Source organism: Caballeronia sp. S22 (assembly GCF_964261745.1).
Classification (GTDB): Bacteria; Pseudomonadota; Gammaproteobacteria; order Burkholderiales; family Burkholderiaceae; genus Caballeronia; species Caballeronia jiangsuensis.
The window spans coordinates 729,011-752,084 of record NZ_OZ180038.1 but is presented as its reverse complement, the minus strand read 5'-3'; the positions used below and the strand labels follow the sequence as shown (position 1 = coordinate 752,084).

Genomic DNA, 23,074 nt, shown 5'->3' with positions numbered 1-23,074 from the left:
GTGTTTTGCTCGATGCGATTTTCAGCAAGCCGTCCGTGGTCGAAGCTGTCATCGAAATCATCGCGAGCCGTCACGCTCGCTCCCGGGGATCTGTCGTCGCCGAGCAAACCTGTCGAGGAGAAAGTATGGCAAGTTTTGATCGGGAAGATTCGGAGCTGGATATCGTCGCGCCGGCGCGCAAGGCACCAGGCCGGCGGGCGAACAAAGGGAAGGGCCAGGCCGGCACGATACAGCCCGATGTCGCGATGACCGCGGAGCAGAATGAAGAACGGCAACGTCAGATGCGCGCGCTCATCCAGTTGGGCAAGGATCGCGGATATCTCACGCACGCCGAGATCAACGACCACCTGCCGGACAATTTCGCGGAAACGGCTGCGATGGAAACCATCGTCAGCACGTTCCACGACATGGGTGTCGCTGTCTACGAGCAGGCTCCGGATGCCGAAACGCTGCTGCTGAGCGATAGCGCCCCGAGCGTGGTCACCGACGAGCAATCGGACGAAGAAGCGGAAAACGCGCTATCGACGGTCGATTCCGAGTTCGGGCGCACGACCGATCCGGTTCGCATGTACATGCGCGAAATGGGCGCAACCGAGCTGCTCACGCGTGCCGGCGAGATCGCCATTGCGAAGCGCATCGAAGACGGCCTGCACGAGATGATCCAGGCGATCGCGGCATGCCCGTCGACCGTCGCGACCATTCTCGCGGATGCGGCGCAAGTCGAATCGGGTGAGCTCAAGATCGACGATCTGGTCGACGGCCTGAAGGAAGAGGACACAGCAGAGGAAGATATTTCGGCACCCGAAACAAACGACTCCGCCGACATCGACACCGATACCGATGACTCCGATAGCGACGAAGACGACGACGACGATCTGGACGGCGGCGACGCTGGCGCATCCAATGAAGCGCGCCTGAAGCAATTGAAGGCCGATTGTCTCGAAATCTTCGCACGCGTGCGCGAGCTCGCCGAACAAGCGAGCAATCCTAAGGGTTCGGGCGCGGTCGCAACGAAGGCAGTCGAAAAAGCGCGCGCCGAAATCCAGCGCGAGCTCGGCTCGATCCGCTTCACGGCGAAGACCATCGACCGCCTGTGTGTCGACGTTCAGCAGCGCGTGGCGCAGGTGCGTGATATCGAACGTCGCGTTTTGCAGATCGCGGTGGATCGTTGCGGCATGCCGCGCGAAAAATTCGTCGAATCGTTCGTCGGTCACGAGACCGATCTCGAATGGACGTCGCGCGCGGCTGCGGGCTCGAAGCATTACGGCGCGTCGCTAGAGCGCAGCTTGCCGGCGATTCAGGCCGAGCAGCAAAAGCTCATCGACGTCGAAGGCGTGGTCGAAATGCCGCTCAAGCAACTCAAGCAGATCAACCGTCAGATGACGGCTGCCGAGTTGAAGATGCGTCAGGCCAAGCGCGAGATGATCGAAGCGAACCTGCGTCTCGTGATTTCGATCGCGAAGAAGTATGTGAATCGCGGCATGCAGTTCCTGGATCTGATTCAGGAAGGCAACATCGGTCTGATGAAGGCGGTGGACAAGTTCGAATATCGCCGCGGTTGGAAGTTCTCGACGTATGCGACGTGGTGGGTTCGTCAGGCTGTGACGCGTTCGCTCGCGGATCAGGCGCGCACGATTCGTGTGCCGGTCCACATGATCGAAACGATCAACAAGCTGAACCGCATTTCGCGCGAGATCCTGCAGCAAACGGGTCAGGAAGCGCATCCGTCCGTGCTCGCCGAGCGTATGGAAATGCCGGAAGAGAAGATCCGCGGCATTCTCAAGATCGCCAAGCAGCCGGTGTCGCTGGAAACGCCGGTCGGTGAAGATGCCGATGCGACGCTCGGCGACATGATCGAGGATCAGGGCGCCGCGTCGCCGGCCGATGCCGCCGTGCACGCGAACATGCGCGCCGCAATCGACGATGCGCTCAATGCGCTGTCGCCGCGCGAGGCGAAGGTGCTGCGTATGCGCTTTGGCATCGACACGGCTTCTGACTACACGCTCGAAGAGCTGGGCAAGCAATTCGACGTGACGCGCGAGCGTATTCGTCAGATTGAAAGCAAGGCGATGCGCAAGCTCATGCATCCGAGCCGCGCCGACAAGCTGCGTCCTTTCCTGGACCGCTGATCTACGGGCCGTCCGGACTACGTTCGGACGAACTCGAAAGCGCGTGCCGCCGATTCAGGCGGCACGTGCTTTTTTATTTCCCGGTCGCATCAACCGTGAGCGGTGCCTTTGGGCATCTTGGCGTTCGCGCACGCCTGTAGCGCGGCGATCGCCTTGTCGGCGAGCGTCATCGTTTCTTCGCAGGCGAGCCGGTCGCGGAAGATCGAGCATCCGCCGCCCGCATTGATCCGCGCCACGGCGCTGCGCACCTTGTCCAGCGCGGATTGCGGCGAGCCCGTGTCGCGGATGATCGAAGCGACGTCGAAGGCGCTGCCGGCGTCGGTTTCGACGTAGCCGGGACATTGCGTCTGCGCATGAGCCGCGACGCAAATCATTCCGATCGCGGCGATGGCGGGAAATCGTCGCGATCGAGCGGAACGGAAAGGAAAGGCGCGGGGAGAAAAAGAGCGGAAGGGGCTATCCATGGGCGTCACCACCGTCAGATATCGCATCGAAGAACGTGAACGTTCGGCGAATTCGTGTCGGCTGGGAACGCACATGCTTGTCCACAGATACCGTGCACAAGCATGTGGATATCCTGAGCATCGCCGGATCAAGCTCTTGATGCGTAACACTTTTCAACCGGCGAACGAAATTCGCGCGCTGCTTCGCCTCCCATTCTGAACCGGTTGAAAAAATCGTGTCGATGCGAAAAAAAATGGCTAGACCTGAAACGCCCGGACAGTCTGCCTGAGCTCGCGCGCCTGGGCGTCGAGCGACAACGCCGAGGCCGACGCTTCGTTCACCAAAGCCGCATTTTTCTGCATGAGCCGATCCATTTGCGACACCGCGTCGTTCACTTCGTCGATGCCGCTGCTTTGCTCGCTCGACGCCATGGCGATCGCTTCGATTAGCGCGGACACGCCGTCGACGGAATCGAGCAGATCGGTGAGCGTTGTGCCTGCGCGTCTCACCGTCGCGCCGCTCGATTCAACGTGCTCGTTCACCTCGCGCGTCAGTTGCGAGATTTCCTTCGCCGCACCCGACGAGCGCCGCGACAGCGCGCGCACTTCCTCGGCGACCACCGCGAAGCCGCGCCCCAGCGATCCGGCGCGCGCCGCTTCCACCGCGGCATTCAGCGCGAGCAAATTGGTCTGAAACGCGATCGATTCGATGACGCTCGTGATCTGCTCGATTTGCGCCGAACGTGAGGACAGATCGGTCATGCGCGCGATCGCATCGGCGACGGCGCGCTCGCCGTCCTTTGCCCGTTCCGATGCTTCCTTCGCGAGTTCGCGCGCGCGGTTCGCGTGATCGGCGTTGGTGCGCACCGTCGCCGCGATCTGCTCCATGCTCGCCGACGTCTGCTGCAAGCTCGCCGCGTGTTCTTCCGTGCGCGCCGACAGCGCGTGATTGCCTTCGGTGATGTCCGCCGCCGCGATGCCGATGGTGTCCGTCGATCGTTTGATGTCGCCGACCATCGCCGCAAGCTGGCTGCGCATCAGGCTCATCGCGTGCATAAGGCTTTGCGTGTCGCCGGGCGCGACGGGCACGTCGGTCAGCAAGTCGCCTTTCGACACGCGCCGTGCGACGCTCGCCGCAAGCTCCGGCTCGCCCCCGAGTTGACGCACGAGCGAGCGCGCCATCGAAAAGCACAGCCCGCCGACGAGCGCCACGCCCGCGGCGATGCACGCGCCGACCGTCCACTGCACGATGCGGCTCACGCGCTGCGCGTCGTCGTATTCCCGCTGCGCGGCGGTGAGCTGGAACGCGCGCAGTACGCTGCTTTCCTGCTTGACGCGCTTCGCCTGCGGCTCGATCTGCTGCGTCACGATCCACTGCGCTTCGGACAAATTGTTGGCGGCGAGCAGATTGGCCGTCGGACGAAAACCCTTGTCGCGCAGCGTCGCCCAATCGGCGGCGAGCCGTTTGGCTTGCGGCGCTTCGGTCGCATCAAGCGGATAGCGCAGATATCGGCCGAGCAGGGCATCGACATTCGCGATGCGCTGCTGCGTCGACGCGACCACGGCTTGCGTTTTTTGCGCCGACGGATCGAGCACCGCGTCGCTGATCGCGAACTGGCTTTGCGTGATGAGTTCGTCGATGGTCGAGATGGTTTGCAGCGCCTGCGCGCGGCCTTCGAAGACGTGACGCAGCGTGGCATTGCCTTGCTGGACGCCGAATAATCCGGCGCCGCCGACAACGACGAGCACGGCGGTGACCGCGCCCGTGACAATCGCGAGGCGCGCCTTGACGGTGAGCTTTGACATGTTCGGTAGAGGAGGGAAGTGCGCGAGGAAGTCCGGGCCCGGGCGCGGCGTTGCGCAGCGCGATGGTCAATCTTCAGACATTTTCGAAAGAGCGCACTCTACCGGTCGTTCAAGACGGTCGTGTGACAACCGTCTTTCGCACACGTATCAATCGCGTTTCGGGATTTCCAGTCCGCGCTTCACGGCGGGCCGCGCCAGAAAAGCTTCGAGCACGCGTTCGACGTTTTTGAATTCATGGAAATCGACGAGTTCCCGCGCCTCGTAAAAGCCGATCAGATTGCGCACCCACGGAAATGTCGAAATATCCGCGATGCTGAATTCGTCGCCCATGATCCAGTCGCGGCCGTCGAGCCGTTGGTCGAGCACGGCAAGCAGCCGCTTCGATTCGGCGACGTAACGCGCGCGCGGCCGCTTGTCCTCGTATTCCTTGCCCGCGAATTTATGAAAGAAGCCGACTTGCCCGAACATCGGGCCGATGCCGCCCATCTGGAACATCAGCCACTGCAGCGCTTCGTAGCGTTTCGCCACGTCGTCGGGCATCAACTGGCCGCTTTTCGCCGCGAGATAGATGAGAATCGCGCCGGATTCGAACAGCGGCATCGGCTCGCCGTTCGGGCCGTTCGGATCAATGATCGCGGGAATCTTGTTGTTCGGATTGAGCGATAAAAACTCCTCCGACAACTGGTCGTTCTTGTCGAAGCGCACGAGATGCGGCTCGTAGGGCAGGCCGGTTTCCTCCAGCATGATCGAGACTTTCACGCCGTTCGGCGTCGGCAGCGAGTAGAGCTGGATGCGCTCCGGATGCTGAGCGGGCCATTTGCGAGTGATGGGAAAATCGGAGAGCGCGGTCATGAAAGGTCCTTTTTAGTCGAACCGCGAATATAACCATTTCGCCGAATTCGTGTTCCGCATGGCGGCAGCACGGCGTGTCATCGGGTGGACGCATCGATAGGGAAAGATTGAGGGATCTCGTACAGACGCGGCCTGTCGAAGCGCGGAGTCTGTCTATATCTCTAATACAAAGACGATTGTAGGAATCGCTGTACACACACGAGGATTGCGCGTAACGCCTTCGGTCAAAAAGTCAACGAACAAAGAACAAACCAAGCCCTTGCGGGAACAATGCAGCGCGTGCGCGAAGTACGGGCCGGATCGCTGGCTCGCTTATTGCATCGATGCGGATGCCGAGAATCCGTGTCGGACTTTACGAACCGTTGGTTACCGCTGCCATGAAAACCGCTCCTCTCGCAACGCTCACCGCATTCGCTGCCGTGGTCGGGGGACTACTGCCCAGCTTGTGCGCCGCGACGCCTCTCGAAAGCCAGCTCGACTGCAAATCCAGTGCGCACAGGTTCATCGCGCCCCTTGTCGCCGACAAGTCCATCGACGCGCGTCCCATGCGCGTCGAGGCGAACTCCGTGAATGCCTTCAAGCCGACGCACGGCAGCGATCTCACCGCCTACGGCTTTCGCGTCTTTGCCGTGCTGGGCTACGAGCAGGGCGACGACATGTTCAAGCGCGGCAGCGGCCAGCCGATCAACGATTCCGCGTACGGCGTCGTGGTGCTCGCCGCGTCGGAAACGGTGGAGGCGAAGGTGCGCGAATCGGGCAGCACGGCAGTCGTAAAACAGGTCGTGCCGATGGTGATGACCGCCGTCTTCTGCGATGGCAGCGGCGTCCACAACACGACGACGGCGGGCGCGGTCACGACGGAAGCATCGCGTAATCGCTGATTCATCGCGATAATGTTCTCCCGATTTGCGCGCGCATGTGTCGCGCGTCAACAACAGGAGAACGCAGACATGTCCGACGCAGCCAACCAGTCTCAACGAATCGCCATCGTCACCGGAGCGGGCAGCGGCATCGGGCGCGCGGCCGCGCTCGCGTTGCTCGGCGACGGCTGGTCGGTCGTGCTGGCGGGAAGGCGTCCCGCGCCGCTCGAAGCGGTGATCGGCGAATCGAACGCGGCGCAACGCGCGCTCGCCGTGCCGACCGATGTTTCCGATCCGCAATCGGTCGAAAAGCTCTTCAAGGCAGCGGTCGAGCGCTTCGGCCGCGTCGATCTGCTGTTCAACAACGCTGGGGTATCGAATCCGCCCGGACCGTTCGAGGACTGGACGCCCGAGCAATGGCGCAATGTCGTCGATATCAATCTGAACGGCATGTTTTATTGCCTGCAGCAGGCGTTCCGCACGATGAAGGCGCAAACGCCGATGGGCGGGCGCATCATCAACAACGGCTCGATTTCCGCGAGCGCGCCGCGCCCGAACTCGGCGGCCTACACCGCGACGAAGCACGCGGTGCAGGGCCTCACGAAAACCGCATCGCTCGATGGCCGGAAGTACGACATCGCGGTCGGGCAAATCGATGTCGGCAACGCTTTCACCGAGCTGTCCGAGCGCATGTCGCGCGGCGTGCCGCAGGCGAACGGCGAGATCGCCGTCGAACCGATGATGGACGTGAAGTTCGTCGGCCAGTCGGTGCTGTACATGGCGAATCTGCCGCTCGAAGCCAACGTGCTGTTCCACACGGTGATGGCGACCAAGATGCCGTTCGTCGGCCGCGGCTGAGTCTTTCCTACGCAGTCCGATACCAGACGCGAATGCCCGAGTACCAGTGGCTGACGCTGGTATCGTCGCCGGCGCCGAACGTCGAGAGGCTCTCGACGTTCAGCACGTCGATTCCGTTCTCCGCGATCCATCTGTTTGCGCGCTCGACGAGCGCCGCGCCGTTCTCGTAGACATTGCCCTTGATGATGTGATGCTGCAGAACCTGTCGCTCGAAGTCTTCGTAAGCGATCTTTGCCATCCGCTGTCTCCTGTCTTTTCGTTTTGATGCGCCGGGATATCGGCACGCGTTTATGTTGCGGCGCAGCGCTATCGCCGCATGACGCGTTCTGCCGATTCGAGCATCATATGGCCTGACACACGCTCGTGCGAATCGGTATATCCCGCGTTCGCCCGCGGCGAAGAACGAAAGCATTGCGGGAGGCGATCAAAACAAAAGTGCGCTGCCAGGCGCCGATAAGTGCCTCACTCAAGGAGACAAGGAGAGCACGATGGACATGCGGCAACGCGAGCACATCGAGGCAGTCGTCGCGGCGACGACGCGGGCGGAACCGGTCGTTTCCGCGCCCGCGCCGCTGCGCACGCACGAGAGCATCATCGAGTCTTCGTGGCGGCGTTGCGTGCATCAGTACGGGCTCGATCCGTCGCGCATGCAGGAAGTGCGCATCCTGCCGCAGACGCGCCTGCGCGAGCATCAGCAGCGTATCGACGATTTCGCGCGCATCGCACGTCACGGCCTGGAGACGCTCTACGAGCAGGTCGCGGGCATGGGCTACGTCGTGCTGCTGACCGATGCGCTCGGCGTGACCGTCGATTACATCGGCGATTCGAACACGGATTTCGCGCTGCGCCGCGCGGGCCTGTATCTCGGCGCGCAGTGGAGCGAAGCCGGCGCGGGCACGTGCGCGGTCGGCACCGCGCTCACGACGGGCCAGGCGCTCACCGTGCATCAGATCGATCATTTCGACGCGACGCATATCCCGCTGACTTGCACCGCCGCGCCGCTCTACGATTCGCGCGGCGCGCTTGCCGCGATCCTCGATATCTCCGCGCTCACGTCGCCGCAAGCGCGCGACAGCCAGAATCTCGCGCTGCAGCTCGTGCGCATCTACGCGGGACACATCGAGAACGCGAACTTCCTGCGCACGCATCGGCAGGACTGGATTCTGAAGCTGAACACATCGCCCGAATTCGTCGATGTCAATCCGGAATTTCTGATCGCGCTCGATGCGAGCGGGCGCATCGTCGGACACAATCGCCGCGCGCACGCGATGCTCGCGGCGGAAATCGGCCGGCCGATCGCGCCTGGCGAAGCGGCGGCGTCGCTGATCGGCGTGCCGTTCGACACGCTCTTCGATACACGCATCGACGAACTGGGCCGCTTCGTGTATTCGCGGCCGAGCGAGTTGCGCGCGGTGCCGCTCGCGAAATCGGGCGCGCTGCTTTACCTGAGCGTGATGCCGCCCGCGCCGTGCTTCGCGCCGGCCACGAACGCGGCTTCACAGCGTAGCGTCGAAGTGCCCGCGCCGCTGGCCGCGCTCTGCGGCGGCGATGCCGCGCTCATGCGTCAACTGCAACGCGCCGCGAAGCTCGTCGATTCGCCGATCAATCTGCTCGTCAATGGCGAAACCGGCAGCGGCAAGGAGTTCTTCGCGAAGGCGCTGCATCGCGCGAGCGCGCGGCGCGCGGGGCCGTTCGTCGCGGTGAATTGCGCGGCGATTCCGGAGACGCTCATCGAAAGCGAGTTGTTCGGGCATCTGCCGAACAGCTTTTCGGGCGCGGGCGCGAAGGGCAAGCGCGGGCTGATTCAGGAAGCCGACGGCGGCACGCTCTTTCTCGATGAAATCGGCGACATGCCGCGCGAACTGCAATCGCGACTTCTGCGCGTGCTGGCCGAAGGCGAAGTGCTCGCGATCGGCGCGTCGCGGCCCGTATCGGTCGATGTGCGCGTGATTTCCGCGACGCATCATTCGCTCGACGCGCTCATGCAGGACGGACGTTTCCGCGAAGACCTGTACTACCGCTTGAACGGCGCGCGCTTTACGTTGCCGCCGCTGCGCGAACGAAGCGATCTCGACTGGCTCGTCGACAAACTCCTCGAAGGCGCGGTCACGCTGTCGCCTGCGGCGCGCGAGCGCCTGCATCGACATGAATGGCCGGGGAATCTGCGCGAGCTTTGCAACGTGCTGCGTTATGCGCGCGCGGTGTGCTCGAACGGTCTGATCGAAGTCGACGACTTGCCCGAAGGATTCGCAGGCGTGGCCGCGCCAGTCGAGCCGGTCGAGCCGCCACCGCGCGCCATCGAGGAGTTCGACTCGCATCGCCTGCCGCCGGAAGGCATGCTGCTGATGCAGTACCTGCGCGCCGCGAGCTGGAACCTGAGCGCGGTCGCGCGGCAGATCGGCGTGAGCCGCATGACGCTGTATCGGCGCATGGCGCGCTATGGCATCCGCTCGCCGAATCAGCGCGACGCGAACGGGCACTGAGCACCGATACGCCTGTACCCCGCCGATACACCTGCCGCTGTGACACCTGTCACGGCGGCGTCCCGTACGCCCTCCGAAGCGCCCGTTTTCCACGGGTAATCCCTCGCTTTTTCGCGTCCGAACGCGCCGTTCCGATTGGCATGGCGCTTGCCTTTATCCGCCGCACAAAACGCAAAACGGAGACACAGGCATGCGTGAAAACGCGGCGCCGCTCGTCGGCATCATCGCCAATCCTGTTTCGGCGCGCGACATCCGGCGCGTCATCGCGAACGCGAACAGCCTGCAACTCGCGGATCGCGTGAATATCGTGTTGCGGCTGCTTTCGTCGCTGGCATCGTGCGGCGTCGGGCGCGTGTTGATGATGCCGGATCGCGAAGGCCTGAAGGTCATGCTCCAGCGCCATCTCGCGCGCAAGCACGGTCCGGATGCCGGGCTCGCCAAAGTCGAATTCCTCGACATGCCCGTGACCGCGCGTGTCGACGACACGTTCCGCGCCGCGCGCATGATGCGCGAGGCCGGCGTCGATGCGCTCATCGTGCTCGGCGGCGACGGCACGCATCGCGCGGTCGTGCGCGAGTGCGGACAAGTGCCGATCGCGGGTCTTTCGACGGGCACCAACAACGCGTATCCGGAAATGCGTGAGCCGACGATCTCGGGACTGGCGGCGGGGCTTTATGCGACCGGCCGCGTGCCGTCGAGCGAAGCGCTCGCGTCGAACAAGCGGCTCGACATCGAGATATGCGATTCGAAAGGCAACGTGCGCCGCGACATCGCGCTCGTCGATGCCGTCATCTCGCACGAGCATTTCATCGGCGCGCGGGCGCTGTGGAAGATCGATACGCTCGCCGCCGTCTACGTCTCCTACGCCGATCCGCAGGCGATCGGCATGTCCGCGATCGCGGGCCTGCTCGAACCGCTTGGGCGTCACGATCCGGGCGGCATTGCAATCGAGCTTGCCGCGCGGGGCCAGGGCGAATTCGATCTGCACGCGCCGATCGCGCCGGGTCTCATCGAAGCCGTGCCGATCGCGAACTGGACGCGCTTGTCCGATGGCGTGCCGCATCGCGTGAAGCAGCGCTCGGGCATCGTCGCGCTCGACGGCGAACGCGAGCTCGCCTTCGGCCCCGACGATGAAGTCACGATCACGCTGAAGGAAAACGCCTTTCGCAGTATCGACGTGGCCGCGTGCATGCGTTACGCGGCCACGTCCGGGCTGATGCGTCAGCTCGAGCTTCGTTAATCCACCAAGGAGACAGACATGACAGCGTCGCAACAGCATGCGGGCGGCTTGCCGCTCTCGAAGGAAGAACTGCTGGGCGCGTATCGCAAGATGCGCACGATTCGCGATTTCGAGGAGCGTCTGCACGTCGATTTCGGACGCGGCGACATCCCCGGTTTCGTGCACCTGTACGCGGGCGAGGAAGCGGCGGGCGTCGGCATCATGAGTCATCTGACCGATGGCGACCGCATCGCGAGCACGCATCGCGGACACGGACACTGCATCGCGAAGGGCGTCGATCCGGTCGCGATGATGAAGGAGATCTACGGCAAGAAGGGCGGCTCGTGCAACGGCAAGGGCGGCTCGATGCATATCGCCGATCTGTCGAAAGGAATGATGGGCGCGAACGGTATCCTCGGCGCGGGCGCGCCCCTGATTTGCGGCGCGGCGCTGGCGGCGAAGTTTCGCGGCAAGGGCGAAGTGGGCATCACCTTCGCGGGCGACGGCGCGTCGAACCAGGGCACGTTCCTCGAAAGCCTGAACCTCGCGGCCGTGTGGAATCTGCCGGTGATCTTCGTGATCGAGAACAACGGCTATGCGGAATCGACGGCGCGCGATTACGGCACGGCGGTCGATAGTTACGTCGATCGCGCGGCGGGCTTCGGCATTCCGGGCGTGACCGTCGACGGCACCGATTTCTTCGCGGTTCACGAGGCGGCGGGCGAAGTGATCAAGCGCGCGCGCGAAGGCGGCGGCCCGGCGCTGCTCGAATGCAAGATGATCCGTTTCTACGGCCACTTCGAAGGCGATGCGCAGACTTATCGCGCGCCGGGCGAACTCGACGATATCCGCTCGAACAAGGATTGCCTGAAGAAGTTTGCGGCCGCCGTCACGCAAGCCGATGTGATTTCCCCCGCCGAACTCGACGCGATCGACAAGGAAGTCGCCGCGCTGATCGACCGCGCGGTGCAGGAAGCGAAGGACGCGCCTTTGCCCACTGCCGCCGATCTGCTCACCGATGTCTACGTCAAATACTAAATCGAGGAGATAACCACCATGGCCCGCAAACTGAGCATGAAGATGGCGATCAACGAAGCCATCGATCAGGAAATGACGCGCGATCCGAGCGTGATCGTGCTGGGTGAGGACATCGTCGGCGGCGCAGGCGCGGACGGCGAGAAAGACGCGTGGGGCGGCGTGCTCGGCGTGACGAAGGGACTCTACGCGAAACACGGCGACCGGTTGCTCGACACGCCGCTCTCGGAATCCGCGTATGTCGGCGCGGCGATCGGCGCGGCGGCGTGCGGCATGCGCCCGGTCGCGGAGCTGATGTTCATCGACTTCATGGGCGTGTGCTTCGACCAGATCTTCAATCAGGCCGCCAAGTTCCGCTACATGTTCGGCGGCAAGGCGGAGACGCCCGTCGTGATTCGCGCGATGGTCGGCGCGGGCTTTCGCGCGGCGGCTCAGCACAGTCAGATGCTGACTTCCTTGTTCACGCACATCCCGGGTCTGAAAGTCGTCTGCCCGAGCACGCCTTACGACACCAAGGGCTTGTTGATCCAGGCGATCCGCGACAACGACCCCGTCATCTTCTGCGAGCACAAGAATCTCTACGGCTTCGAAGGCGAAGTGCCCGAGAACTCGTACGCGATTCCGTTCGGCGAGGCGAACGTCGTGCGCGACGGCAAGGATGTGTCGATCGTCACGTATGGACTGATGGTGCATCGCGCGCTCGAAGCGGCATCGACGCTCGCGAAGGAGGGCATCGAAGCGGAAGTCGTCGATTTGCGCACGCTGTCGCCGCTCGATCTCGACACGGTGCTCGAAACCGTCGAGAACACGGGGCGGCTCGTCGTCGTCGATGAAGCGAATCCGCGCTGCAATATCGCCACCGATATTTCCGCGCAGGTCGCGCAACAGGCGTTCGGCGCGCTGAAATCCGGCATCCAGATGGTCTGCGCGCCGCATACGCCGGTGCCGTTCTCGCCGACGCTCGAAGATCTGTACATTCCGAGCGCCGCGCAGATCGCCGACGCCGCACGAAAAACCATGAAGGGAGGAAAGCACTGATGTCCGCAATCACACCGATCGTGATGCCCAAGTGGGGCTTGTCGATGAAGGAAGGCACGGTCAACGAGTGGCTCGTGGAGGAGGGCACGGAGATCACTGTCGGCATGCCGATTCTCGATGTCGAAACCGACAAGATCGCCAATGCCGTCGAAGCGCCCGACGCGGGCTTGCTGCGGCGCAAGGTGGCGGCGGCGGGCGATACGTTGCCGGTGAAGGCGCTGCTCGGCGTGCTCGCGGCTTCCGAAGTGAGCGACGCCGATATCGACGCGTACGTCTCCTCGTACGTGACGCCCGCCGAGGATGAAGAAGAGGGCGAGGAAGCGGCGGCGTATCACTTCGTCGATGTCGATGGCATCCGCGTGCGCTACGCATCGCGCGGCGGCGACGATGCGAACCGTTCGGCCGTGCTGTTCATCCACGGCTTCGGCGGCGATCTCGACAACTGGCTCTTCAATCTCGACGCGCTCGCGGAGAAAAATCGCGTGTTCGCGCTGGATTTGCCGGGCCACGGGCAATCGACGCCGAAAGTGCCGGGAACGACGCTGGCGGACCTCGCGGGCTTCGTCGGCAAGTTCATGGACGCGGTATCGATCGATCGCGCGCATCTCGTCGGGCACTCGATGGGCGGCGGCATCGCGGCGCAGATGGCCGTCGATCAGCCGTCGCGCGTGCAATCGGTGTCGCTGATTTCGCCTGCCGGTTTCGGCGATGAAGTGAACAACGCGTACACCGAAGGCTTCGTAACGGCGGAATCGCGGCGCGAGCTGAAGCCGGTCGTCGAACTGCTGTTCGCGAATCCCGATCTGGTGAGCCGTCAGATGCTCGACGATCTGCTGAAGTACAAGCGGCTCGATGGCGTCAGCGACGCGCTGACATCGCTCAATGGCGGATTGTTCGCGGGCGGCAGGCAAAGCGCGCAGCCGGGCGACAAGCTGGCCGCGACGGGCAAGCCGGTGCTCGTGATCTGGGGCGAAAAGGACCAGATCATTCCCGCCGCGCACGCGAAGCACGCGCCGGAAGGCGCGACCGTGCGCATCTTCGACGATGCCGGCCACATGAGCCAGATGGAGAAAGCGAACGAAGTCAATGCGTTGCTGAAGGAGCACGTGGCGAAGTCAGGCTGACCGCGCCCGAGCCGCGCGCGCGCCCCGCCGGAGAACGCCGCCGACGGGGCGCGCTCGTTTGTCGCGGTTATTCGCTACCATGCTTGGATGGCGTCGCCCGCGACGCGCCCGGACATCGATGCCATGCCCTTCCAACTGATCGATCCCGCTTCCCTTTCCGGCGATCCGCTCGACGCCGAGGAAGCGCTTCTCTCACGCGCGGCCGCCGGCGAGGCCGTCGCGCACGTCTGGGAAGCACCTGTTTCGCTGGTCGTGCCGCGCAGCTATCAGCGTTACGCTGCGCTCTCCGATGCGCGCGAGGCTTTTGCGCAGCGCGGCTGTCCCGTGTGGCTGCGTCTGTCGGGCGGCGGCCTCGTGCCGCAAGGTCCGGGCATTCTCAATCTGAGCCTCGCGTATCCGGTGCGCGCGCCGATGGGCACGCGCACCGAATCCGTCTACGTGCATCTGTGCAGGATTCTCGCGGATGCGCTCAACTCGCTCGGCGTGCTGACGCACTGGCAGGCCGTCGAAGGCTCTTTCTGCGACGGCCGCTTCAATCTCGCGTGGGGCCCCGGCGACGACGCGCGCAAGGTCGCGGGCACGGCGCAGTACTGGCGGCGCGTGCCGCACGGCGACAAGGATCAGCCGCTTTACGCGGTGCTCGCGCATGCCGTTTTGCTCGTCGATGCCGATCCGATCGAAATCAACGAGCGCGCCAACGCGTTCGAAGCGATGATCGAAAGCGGGCGGCGCTACGAGGAAATGCGCATCGTGACCGTCGCGCAGGCGCTCGCCTACGAATGTTTTTCGATGCCCGCCGACTTGCGCGAGCGCGTGCGCACGGCGTTGATCGACCGCGTGAAGGAAGCGCCGCTGCCGGAACAATAAAAACGCATCGAGGTGGCCATGCCGCTCAGAAGTGCTTCGAACGGGTTCTTCTTCGCGCTGTGGGTGGCCGTGTGCGCGGCCGCGCCCGAATTTCTGTGGCAGGGTCTCTTTTCCGTCTTTGGCCATTTCTCTCTGACCGATGCTGCCGCCGCGCTGCTGATCGGCGCGATTCTGGCGTTCTTCGTCGAACCGGTGCTGGAACGCGTGCGCGGTCTTGGCGATGCGCCCGAGCACGCGGAGAAATCGCCCGCGTTCGCCGCGTGCGAGGCGCTGAGCTTCGCGATCGTCGCCGTGTGCGTGCACGAAGCGATCACCGTGTACGTCGCGGCGAGCCATTCGAACGAGCACGCGGGCGAAAACCTCGCGAAAGCCGTCGGGCAGGCGCTGCAATGGGCGCTCATACCGTTTTTCATCACGCTGGCGTGGATGGCGGCGCGCGCGCCGTCGTGGATCGCGTGGTCCGTGGCGGCGCTCGCGGTGATCGTCAGCTTCGTGGCGGGCGTGATATTCGGATGGAGCGCGCACGTGCTCGTGACGAGCGTGATTCCGGCGACCGGCGTGCTGATCGCGGGATGCATCATCGTGCGGGAACAATGGGATGCGTCGACGTTCAGGCGCTGCGCCCGCGCGACCGGTGTGATCGCGCTCGCCTGGCTCGTGCTGACCGGCGCGCTGCAACTCGTGCTATGGCTCGCGCACGTGGAGGCGTTTCGCGTTTATGAACGATCGGAATTCTGGAGCGACTTGCGGTTTTACATCGGCTGGGTGACGGGCCTGCTCGTCGCACCGGCGTTCGTGCCCGGCGCGCCGCTGAACGCCGTCGACGACGACCGGCGCGTGCGGCGCTGACGAATCCGTCAGTACGTTCCGGGCGGCGGCTGCCAGCCCGGCGGCGGAGGCGGCGGCGGTGGCGTGGTGCTGTAAGCGCCGGAAGGCTGGACGGTGCGCGTCGCGCCGCGCACCGGCACCTTGTCGCCGGCGGCGTACATGCATTGCAGATAGGCGTAATCGTAGCGCTGCTGCACGTTGTATCCCGATGCCTGCGATGCGCCGACGCCGAACGCGCTGCCGGTCAGCAAGCCCGCTCCCGCGCCGATGGCCGCGCCCGAGCCGCCGCCGAACGCCGCGCCCGCCGCCGCGCCGAGCGCCGTGCCGACGACCGCGCTGCCGACCGCGCTATTGGTTGCCGCCTGATTGGCATCGACGCCGCCGACCTGATTGAGGGCGAACTGGCGGCATGAGGAATCGTCGGCGCGGAACTGGTCGAACGTTTTGGTGCTGCCGGGCAGCGCCATCACGCTCGGGCCGGTAGGCATCACGGTGCAGGCCGAAAGGCCGATTGCCGTGAGGAGCAGGGCAAGCCTTGAGTAGTTCATGGAGTCTTGCGAATTCGCTTCGTTGTCTGTTTCGGGGCGCAGAAAAGGCATCAGTTCGACGGCGGCGGCGTAGCCGGAACCGGACGCCACGCGTCGGAACATTGCTTCACGTACGGGTAGTAGGCCCTCGCGGAGTCGCAGTAGTACCACATGCCGGCTTGCTGGGCGGGCGCGCCCGAATCGGCGGCGGCCTGGCCCTGCTCGACATACTGGACCGGCGCTGACGGCTGGACGACCACGGGCGGCGGCGGATAGTAGTAGTACGGGACGGGTGCGACGGGGTACGGGTAATACACGGGTCCGCCGACCCACACGCCGACGCGCGCCCATGCGTACGCGTTGGCGGTCACGCCGGCGCTCGCGATCAGCGATAGCGCGATAAAAGCCTTCAGGCGATTCACGACCTTCTCCAGAAAAATTGTTTGCGGTGTCGATGCCTATAACAGAAAACCGACCTCCGCTGTTGACTGGACATGGCGCATCTTTCAACGCTATTCCACTTGCCGGAGAAATTCAATTACACGAGCGGTCCGGTATTTTTCGGCGCGTTACCCGGTAAGAAATTGTCGCGGATTCAGGCGCGCAGCACGGTAATTCCGGCCTGTTCGATCGGCTCCGTCAGCTTCGTGTCGGCTGCTTCTTCGACGATGATCGTCTGCGCGAGCTCGATCCCGCCGATCTTGTAAGCCGACGCCGCATTGAGCTTCGCCGCCGACGCGAGCACGACGGTTTCCGCCGCGCGCGCCGCGAGCGCGCGCTTGATGTGCGCTTCCTCGAAATCACCGGTGGTGAGTCCGGCCGTCGGATGCACGCCGGTCACGCCCATGAAATAGATATCGGCATGGATGTGCGACATGGCTTCGACGGCGGCCGCGCCCACGGTAACGATCGAATGCTTGTAGAGCTTGCCGCCGATCAGCACGACTTCCACCGATGCATGCTCCGCCAGCGCAACCGCGACGCTCGGGCTATGCGTGACGATCGTCGCACGCAGATTCTCCGGCAGTTGACGCACGAGCAATGCGGAGGTCGTGCCGCCATCCACAATCACGACCTGTCCCGGCGCGATCATTTCCGCCGCTTTCCTCGCGATGCGTCGTTTCGCGTCCGATTCCATTTCCTCGCGCCGCGCGAACGGCGCGACCGCCGGCGAAGCGGGCAGTGCGCCGCCATGTACGCGCTGCAGCAGCCCTTCCGCGGCGAGCTCGCGCAGGTCGCGCCGCACGGTGTCCTCGGAAACGCCGAAACGCGCGCTCAGTTCCGTCGCGAGCACCTGGCCGTCGCGCTTCAGGGCGTCGAGGATCGCTTTCTTGCGTTGGCTGGTCAACATGTGATTGCACGAATTATCTTGATGTTGCACGAAAATGCACGTTACCATGAGTCCAACGAGTTGTCGAACAGGTGATCCGATGGAAACGAAAGAGCGCGTGCGCATCCTCAAAACCGAAGTGCTGTCTGACGACTGGTACGTCCTCAGGAAAGTGACCTTCGATTTCCAGCGTCGCGACGGCGCATGGCAGCGTCAAAGCCGCGAAACCTATGACCGTGGCAACGGCGCGACCATCCTGCTGCGCGACCGCAAGACCGGCAACGTGCTGCTGACGCGCCAGTTCCGCATGCCCGCGTTCGTCAATGGACACGACGGCATGCTGATCGAAACGCCCGGCGGCCTGCTCGACGACGCAACGCCGGAAGAGCGCATCCGCGTTGAAGTGGAAGAGGAAACGGGCTACCGGGTGCATCACGTCGAAAAGATCTTCGAGGCGTTCATGAGTCCCGGATCGGTGACGGAGAAGCTCTACTTCTATATCGGCGATTACGACGGCTCGATGCGCGTGTCGGCGGGCGGCGGCGTCGAGGAAGAGGGCGAGGAGATCGAGACGATCGAAGTGCCGCTGCAAACCGCCATGCAGATGATCGAGCGCGGCGAGATCATGGACGGCAAGACGATCATGCTCCTGCAATACGCCGCGCTGAAAGCGCGCTCAGGCGAGTAGTGACACCGCCTTGACCTGCGCCCACAAGCGCATGCCTTCGACGATCGCGAGCCGGTCCATCGAATAGCGCGTGACGCGCGCGAGCAGCGGCGAGCCATCGACATCGAGACGCACCACGGCTTGCGACGGATTGGCGTCGTTCGCAATGCCGACGACCGTCGCGGGCAGCACATTGAGCACGCTGCTGCGTTCATGTTCGTGCGTGCCCGTGATGAGACTCACGTCGCGCGCCTTCACGGCCACGCGCATCGATTTGCCTTCTGCAACGGGCGCATGCACGACGGCGAGCTTCGCGCGCGAACCCGGCAACGCGAGCGTGAGCAGGCCGTAGGCGCTGTCGTATCCATCGACGATGCCTTCGAACACGACCGATGCATCGTCGGCGACCGCGAGCGGCAGGTCGAGGCGTGCGAGCGTATCGGCGATCGGGCCGCTCGCGAGTGCGCGGCCGCCTTCGAGCAGCACGAGATGATCCGCGAGGCGCGCGACTTCTTCCGGCGCGTGGCTCACGTAGAGCACGGGGATATCCAGCTCGTCGTGCAGGCGTTCCAGATACGGAAGGATTTCGAGCTTGCGCTTCTGATCGAGCGACGCGAGCGGTTCGTCGAGCAGGAGTAGACGCGGGCTCGTCAGGAGCGCCCGCGCGATGCCCACGCGCTGCCGCTCGCCGCCCGACAAACCGGCGGGCATGCGCTCCAGCAAATGCCCGATGCCGAGCAGTTCCGCCGCCTGCGACAGATCCACGCGCCGCTCCGTCGCCTGAACGCGATCGAGCCCGAAGCGCAGGTTCTTCTTCACGCTCAGATGCGGAAAGAGGCTTGCTTCCTGAAAGACATAGCCGAGCGGCCGCTTGTGCGTCGGCAGAAAGATGTTGCGATCGGTATCGAGCCACACTTCGCCATTGACGACGAGCCGCCCGACGCGCGGCCGAGCGAGCCCCGCGAGACATCGCAGGAGCGTGGTCTTGCCGGAACCGGAATGGCCGAAGATCGCGGTGACGCCGCGCCCGGGCAGCGTGAGATCGAGATCGAACGTGAAGCCCTTGTGTTCGACGAGAAAGCGCGCCGCGATGGCTCCGTCGGAACGGGTGTGCGCGCGGCCGAGCGTCAGACGGGAGGAAGTGAGTTCAGACATGAGCCGCAACGGAACGTCGGCTGGAGTAGAGCATGAGAAGAACGACGAACGAGAATACCACCATGCCGCCGGCGAGCCAGTGCGCCTGGGCGTATTCGAGCGCCTCGACGTGATCGAAAATCTGCACGGACACGACGCGCGTGCGCCCCGGAATATTGCCGCCGATCATCAGCACGACGCCGAATTCGCCGACGGTATGGGCGAAGCCGAGAATCGTCGCCGTGACGATGCCCGGCCGCGCGAGCGGCAGCGCCACCGCGAAGAACGTGTCCCACGGACCGGCGCGCAGCGTCGCGGCGGCTTCGAGCGGACGGCGGCCGATTGCTTCGAACGCGTTCTGCAACGGCTGCACGACGAAGGGCAACGAATAGATCACCGAGCCGACCACGAGCCCGGTGAACGTGAACGGCAACAGGCCGATGCCGAGCGCCTGCGTCAGCTTGCCGACATAACCGTTCGGTCCCATCAGCACGAGCAGATAGAAGCCGATGACGGTCGGCGGCAGCACGAGCGGCAACGCCACCACCGCGCCGACGATGCCTTTCACCTTCGAGCGCGTATGCGTGAGCCACCACGCGATCGGCGTGCCGACGAGGAGCAGAAGCACCGTCGTCAGCGACGCCAGTTCGAGCGTCAGCGTGATGGCCTGGAGATCGGCGCTATCGAGCGGCATCGGCGGAATTACAGTTGATAGCCGTAGGACTTGATCACCGCGGCGGCTTTCGGGCCCTTCAGATAATCGATGAACTGCTTCGCGACCGGATTGTCCTTACCCTTGTTCAGGATCACGGCGTCCTGCTTGATCGGCTCATGCAGATCGGACGGGACGATCCACGCCGAGCCGCTCGTGATCTTGCCGTCTTTGTAGATCTGCGACAGCGCGACGAAGCCGAGTTCCGCATTGCCCGTCGCGACGAACTGCTGCGTCTGCGAGATGTTCTGACCTTCGACGACCTTCGGCTTGATCTCGGCGGTTAGTCCGAGCTTGTCGAGCGTCTGATAGCCCGCGAGGCCGTAAGGCGCGGCCTTCGGATTGGCGATCGCGATATGCCGGAAGTCGTTCTTCTTCAGCACTTCGCCCTTGTCGTCGACGTAACCGTCTTTCGCGGACCACAGCGCGAGCGCGCCCGTCGCATAGGTGAAGCGGCTGCCGGGCACCGTCGCGCCTTCGCTGTCGAGCTTGGCGGGCGTGGAATCGTCGGCGGCGAGGAACACTTCGAACGGTGCGCCGTTCTTGATTTGCGCGTAGAACTGACCCGTCGCGCCGAAGGATGCGACGACCTTGTTGCCCGTATCCTTCTCGAAGTCGGCGGCGATTGCCTGCACGGGCGCCGTGAAGTTGGCGGCGACCGCGACCTGCACTTCGCCCGCAAGCGCCGGCGTGGCGGCGATGCCCGCGTTGACGCCGACGGCCAACGGAACGAAGGCGGAAAGCAGAGCGCGCAAAATACGAGTCTTCACGTAAAACTCCTTGGAATCGAGTTGAAATTCTGTTTATGGATCGATCTTGGACGGCACGTTGGAGGCCGCGAGCGTGCGGCAGTACGGTTCCGCGAGCACCGTAATATATACGACTATATTACGTCGGCGCATGCTCGCTTTATGACATGTTGGGTATGAGTCTCGTCGGATGATTGTCGCATCGCCGAATTGTGAGTGAGGCTCAAAGAATTGAGTTGACGTTTTGCGCGTTTTTCGAAGACACTAAACGATCAACGCCGACAGGCTGCCTATATAAATTGAGTAACGCTCAAGTCGAGTACATCAGGGAGACGACACCGTGACCGACGCATCGAATCTGCAACGCCTGAAGCTCGGCATCGAAGGGCACGTCGCACGCGTGACGCTCGATCGCCCCGACGTGCGCAACGCCTTCGACGACGCGACCATCGTCGAACTGACCGCCGCCTTCCGCGCGCTCGACGACGACGCCAACGTGCGCGTCATCGTGCTCGCCGCGAGCGGCCCGGCGTTCTGCGCGGGCGCCGATCTCAACTGGATGAAGCGCATGGCGGGCTATTCGGAAGCGGAGAACCGCGCCGATGCGCTCGGCCTCGCGACCATGCTCAACACGATCTACGCATGCAGCAAGCCCGTGATCGCGCGCGTGCAGGGCGACGCCTATGCGGGCGGCATGGGGCTCGTCGCGGTGTGCGACATCGCGGTTGCGGCGGATACGGCGCACTTCTGTCTCTCCGAAGCGAAGCTCGGCCTGATGCCCGCGACAATCGCGCCCTACGTGATCCGCGCCATGGGCGCGCGCGCGGCGCATCGGTACTTCGTGACGGCGGAACGCTTCGATGCCGCCGAAGCGCTGCGACTGGGCTTTGTACATGAAGCCGTCGCCGCCGATCAACTCGATGCCTGCGTCGATGCGATCGCCGCGAGCATCGCCGCGAACAGCCCGAACGGCGTGCGCGAATGCAAGCGACTCGTCGCGGATTTCGCGGACAAGAATATCGACGAAGCATTGATCGGGGAGACCGCCGAACGCATCGCGCGGATTCGCGCATCGGACGAAGGTCGCGAAGGCGTGCGCAGTTTCCTCGAAAAGCGCAAGCCTTCCTGGCTCGGCTGAGCGGAGCATATCGACGTGATTACGCTGCATCACTGCGTGAGCGCGCGCTCGTTCCGGCCGCTGTGGGCGCTGGAAGAGATCGGCGTGCCCTATGAACTGAAGATGTTGCCGTTTCCGCCGCGTGTGTTCGCTCGCGATTTCAAGGACGTGAATCCGCTCGGCACGATTCCCGCGTTCGAGGACGGCGCGCTCTTCATGACCGAATCGTCGGCGATTTGCCAGTATCTGGCGGCGCGCTATTCGCCGGGCGCGCTCGATGTCGCGCCGCACGAGGCGGATTTCGGCCGCTATCTCAACTTCCTGCATTTCGGCGAGGCGACGCTCACCTTTCCGCAGACGCTCGTTCTGCGCTATGCGCATCTGGAGCCGCCGGAGCGCTTGCAGCCGCAAATCGTCGATGACTACGCGCGCTGGTTCCACGCACGCCTGCGCACGCTCGCGCCGCTTCTCGACGCGCAAGATTATCTGTGCGCGGGGCGCTTCACGGCGGCGGACATTTCCGTCGGCTATGCGCTGATGCTCGCGGAGTTTCTCGATTTGAGCGAAGGCTTCGCGCCATCGATTGCCGCGTACTGGCGCCGCCTGCGCGAACGCGAAGGCTTTCTCCGCGCGATACGCGCGCAGGAAGCCGCGGCGCTCGCGCAAGACGTTTCGACCACGCCCTCGCCGCGCTTGCGTCCGTAGTTACCCTCCTTCAAGTCCCCCCGTCCGGAGGGCTGTGCGAAGCATCGCGCGGCCGTACTCTTCACATCACGCGCTGACGTTCACGCGCGCCGATTCAGAGAGACTTTTCTTGACGAGGTTGGCGATGGCCTTTATTTCCTGGTTCCTGTCGGTGGTTGTTGCGCTGCTCGCGACGGCCACTATTGCGATGGCGCTGCCGCGCTCCGCCGCGGACGAACTGAACGCCACCGCGCCGCAGTCGATTTTCAGCATCGAGATGAATCGCATCGACGCGATCCTCGCGTCCTGCATGCCGAACGCCGACTAAGCCGGCGGGCGCGAACGGGGCGCGTCGCTGGGCGGTGGGTGTAAGCGTTGTCGAATCAATGCGTTGCAGCAAAACCCAGAACGATATCCACAGGCTTGTGCACGAAAACTGTGGACAACATAAAGCATCGAGGCCTAAGAGCCTGGGAAGGTAACCCCAAGCCTTGCGCGAGGGGCGCGTCGGGAGACCACCACAGACGCAGCAATACGCGATCGCCAGAATCGCAGCCGCGCCTCGCCGGGGAGAGGCGCGGTTGCGTGGGCGACATGTTCCGACCGGTCGAA

The 23,074-nt window shown here is 64.0% G+C and carries 24 protein-coding genes; 14 read left to right on the top strand and 10 right to left on the bottom strand.

The features are described from left to right. The first annotated feature begins 125 nt into the window (after nt 1–125). Entirely contained in the window at nt 126–2,129 is a 2,004-nt protein-coding gene (rpoD, locus tag ACEN42_RS30120) for an RNA polymerase sigma factor RpoD (RefSeq protein WP_371883346.1), read from the top strand. 89 nt (nt 2,130–2,218) lie between these two features. Here rpoD and ACEN42_RS30115 read toward each other — a convergent pair whose 3' ends face one another. The 3 genes from ACEN42_RS30115 to ACEN42_RS30105 all read right to left on the bottom strand — a co-directional run bounded on the left by ACEN42_RS30115 (nt 2,219) and on the right by ACEN42_RS30105 (nt 5,230). Beyond that, entirely contained in the window at nt 2,219–2,503 is a 285-nt protein-coding gene (locus tag ACEN42_RS30115) for a hypothetical protein (RefSeq protein ID WP_238210780.1), read from the bottom strand. Between the two features lie 327 nt (nt 2,504–2,830). Next, nucleotides 2,831–4,378 (bottom strand): methyl-accepting chemotaxis protein, encoded by a 1,548-nt coding sequence (locus ACEN42_RS30110; RefSeq protein ID WP_371883345.1) that lies wholly within the window; start codon nt 4,376–4,378, stop codon nt 2,831–2,833. 147 nt (nt 4,379–4,525) lie between these two features. Continuing rightward, nucleotides 4,526–5,230 (bottom strand): glutathione S-transferase N-terminal domain-containing protein, encoded by a 705-nt coding sequence (locus ACEN42_RS30105; protein ID WP_371883344.1) that lies wholly within the window; start codon nt 5,228–5,230, stop codon nt 4,526–4,528. A gap of 377 nt (nt 5,231–5,607) precedes the next feature. On the opposite strand from ACEN42_RS30105, the gene ACEN42_RS30100 reads away from it, so the two are divergent. Next, a complete protein-coding gene (locus tag ACEN42_RS30100; protein WP_238294463.1) occupies nt 5,608–6,111 on the top strand; it encodes a hypothetical protein in 504 nt (167 codons plus the stop codon). Nucleotides 6,112–6,180: 69 nt separating this feature from the next. Continuing rightward, nucleotides 6,181–6,948, top strand: a complete 768-nt coding sequence (locus ACEN42_RS30095; protein WP_238210786.1) for an SDR family oxidoreductase — start codon at nt 6,181–6,183, stop codon at nt 6,946–6,948. 7 nt (nt 6,949–6,955) lie between these two features. Here the strand turns inward: ACEN42_RS30095 and ACEN42_RS30090 are convergent, their stop codons facing one another. Next, nucleotides 6,956–7,186, bottom strand: a complete 231-nt coding sequence (locus ACEN42_RS30090; RefSeq protein ID WP_187603771.1) for a hypothetical protein — start codon at nt 7,184–7,186, stop codon at nt 6,956–6,958. A gap of 250 nt (nt 7,187–7,436) precedes the next feature. On the opposite strand from ACEN42_RS30090, the gene ACEN42_RS30085 reads away from it, so the two are divergent. From ACEN42_RS30085 to ACEN42_RS30055, 7 genes are all read left to right on the top strand, one after another. After that, nucleotides 7,437–9,431, top strand: a complete 1,995-nt coding sequence (locus ACEN42_RS30085) for a sigma-54-dependent Fis family transcriptional regulator (protein ID WP_371883343.1) — start codon at nt 7,437–7,439, stop codon at nt 9,429–9,431. A gap of 190 nt (nt 9,432–9,621) precedes the next feature. Further along, nucleotides 9,622–10,671 carry an ATP-NAD kinase family protein gene (locus tag ACEN42_RS30080; protein ID WP_371883342.1) on the top strand — a complete coding sequence of 350 codons (1,050 nt, stop codon included), beginning with the start codon at nt 9,622–9,624 and terminating at the stop codon, nt 10,669–10,671. An 18-nt stretch (nt 10,672–10,689) separates the two neighbouring features. Then, nucleotides 10,690–11,688: a thiamine pyrophosphate-dependent dehydrogenase E1 component subunit alpha gene (locus ACEN42_RS30075; protein ID WP_035507112.1), complete on the top strand. Its 999-nt coding sequence runs from the start codon at nt 10,690–10,692 to the stop codon at nt 11,686–11,688. 18 nt (nt 11,689–11,706) lie between these two features. Further along, the gene (locus ACEN42_RS30070) at nt 11,707–12,723 is read left to right on the top strand and encodes an alpha-ketoacid dehydrogenase subunit beta (RefSeq protein WP_035507110.1); all 1,017 of its coding nucleotides are present in this window, start codon (nt 11,707–11,709) and stop codon (nt 12,721–12,723) included. Further along, nucleotides 12,723–13,847: an acetoin dehydrogenase dihydrolipoyllysine-residue acetyltransferase subunit gene (locus ACEN42_RS30065; protein WP_371883341.1), complete on the top strand. Its 1,125-nt coding sequence runs from the start codon at nt 12,723–12,725 to the stop codon at nt 13,845–13,847. Before ACEN42_RS30070 ends, ACEN42_RS30065 begins: the two co-directional genes overlap by 1 nt. A 123-nt stretch (nt 13,848–13,970) precedes the next feature. Further along, nucleotides 13,971–14,714, top strand: coding sequence for a lipoyl protein ligase domain-containing protein (locus ACEN42_RS30060; RefSeq protein ID WP_371883340.1), 744 nt, complete (start codon nt 13,971–13,973; stop codon nt 14,712–14,714). An 18-nt stretch (nt 14,715–14,732) separates the two neighbouring features. Then, a complete protein-coding gene (locus tag ACEN42_RS30055; protein WP_371883339.1) occupies nt 14,733–15,563 on the top strand; it encodes a hypothetical protein in 831 nt (276 codons plus the stop codon). A gap of 8 nt (nt 15,564–15,571) precedes the next feature. On the opposite strand, the gene ACEN42_RS30050 is transcribed toward ACEN42_RS30055, so the two are convergent. The 3 genes from ACEN42_RS30050 to ACEN42_RS30040 all read right to left on the bottom strand — a co-directional run bounded on the left by ACEN42_RS30050 (nt 15,572) and on the right by ACEN42_RS30040 (nt 17,468). Beyond that, entirely contained in the window at nt 15,572–16,090 is a 519-nt protein-coding gene (locus ACEN42_RS30050) for a YMGG-like glycine zipper-containing protein (protein ID WP_371883984.1), read from the bottom strand. 50 nt (nt 16,091–16,140) lie between these two features. Next, entirely contained in the window at nt 16,141–16,491 is a 351-nt protein-coding gene (locus ACEN42_RS30045) for a hypothetical protein (RefSeq protein ID WP_371883338.1), read from the bottom strand. A 173-nt stretch (nt 16,492–16,664) separates the two neighbouring features. Beyond that, a complete protein-coding gene (locus tag ACEN42_RS30040) occupies nt 16,665–17,468 on the bottom strand; it encodes a DeoR/GlpR family DNA-binding transcription regulator (protein ID WP_371883337.1) in 804 nt (267 codons plus the stop codon). A gap of 31 nt (nt 17,469–17,499) precedes the next feature. Here ACEN42_RS30040 and ACEN42_RS30035 point away from each other — a divergent pair, with 31 nt between their 5' ends. After that, nucleotides 17,500–18,087 (top strand): NUDIX domain-containing protein, encoded by a 588-nt coding sequence (locus ACEN42_RS30035; protein ID WP_238210795.1) that lies wholly within the window; start codon nt 17,500–17,502, stop codon nt 18,085–18,087. Here ACEN42_RS30035 and modC read toward each other — a convergent pair. From modC to modA, 3 genes are read right to left on the bottom strand one after another with little or no spacing between them, the layout of a single operon-like run. Beyond that, entirely contained in the window at nt 18,076–19,221 is a 1,146-nt protein-coding gene (gene modC / locus ACEN42_RS30030; RefSeq protein ID WP_371883336.1) for a molybdenum ABC transporter ATP-binding protein, read from the bottom strand. The genes ACEN42_RS30035 and modC overlap by 12 nt on opposite strands. Continuing rightward, complete coding sequence (modB, locus tag ACEN42_RS30025; protein ID WP_035507089.1) at nt 19,214–19,894, bottom strand: molybdate ABC transporter permease subunit; 681 nt, start codon at nt 19,892–19,894, stop codon at nt 19,214–19,216. The genes modC and modB overlap by 8 nt, the downstream gene beginning before the upstream one ends. An 8-nt stretch (nt 19,895–19,902) precedes the next feature. Continuing rightward, nucleotides 19,903–20,658, bottom strand: a complete 756-nt coding sequence (modA, locus tag ACEN42_RS30020) for a molybdate ABC transporter substrate-binding protein (protein WP_371883983.1) — start codon at nt 20,656–20,658, stop codon at nt 19,903–19,905. Between the two features lie 343 nt (nt 20,659–21,001). Here modA and ACEN42_RS30015 point away from each other — a divergent pair, with 343 nt between their 5' ends. The 3 genes from ACEN42_RS30015 (at nt 21,002) to ACEN42_RS30005 (ending at nt 22,790) form a co-directional block, all read left to right on the top strand. Continuing rightward, a complete protein-coding gene (locus tag ACEN42_RS30015) occupies nt 21,002–21,799 on the top strand; it encodes an enoyl-CoA hydratase/isomerase family protein (protein WP_371883335.1) in 798 nt (265 codons plus the stop codon). A gap of 15 nt (nt 21,800–21,814) precedes the next feature. Beyond that, entirely contained in the window at nt 21,815–22,483 is a 669-nt protein-coding gene (locus tag ACEN42_RS30010) for a glutathione S-transferase family protein (protein ID WP_371883334.1), read from the top strand. A gap of 124 nt (nt 22,484–22,607) precedes the next feature. Continuing rightward, entirely contained in the window at nt 22,608–22,790 is a 183-nt protein-coding gene (locus ACEN42_RS30005) for a hypothetical protein (protein ID WP_035507079.1), read from the top strand. Nucleotides 22,791–23,074: the final 284 nt, after the last annotated feature.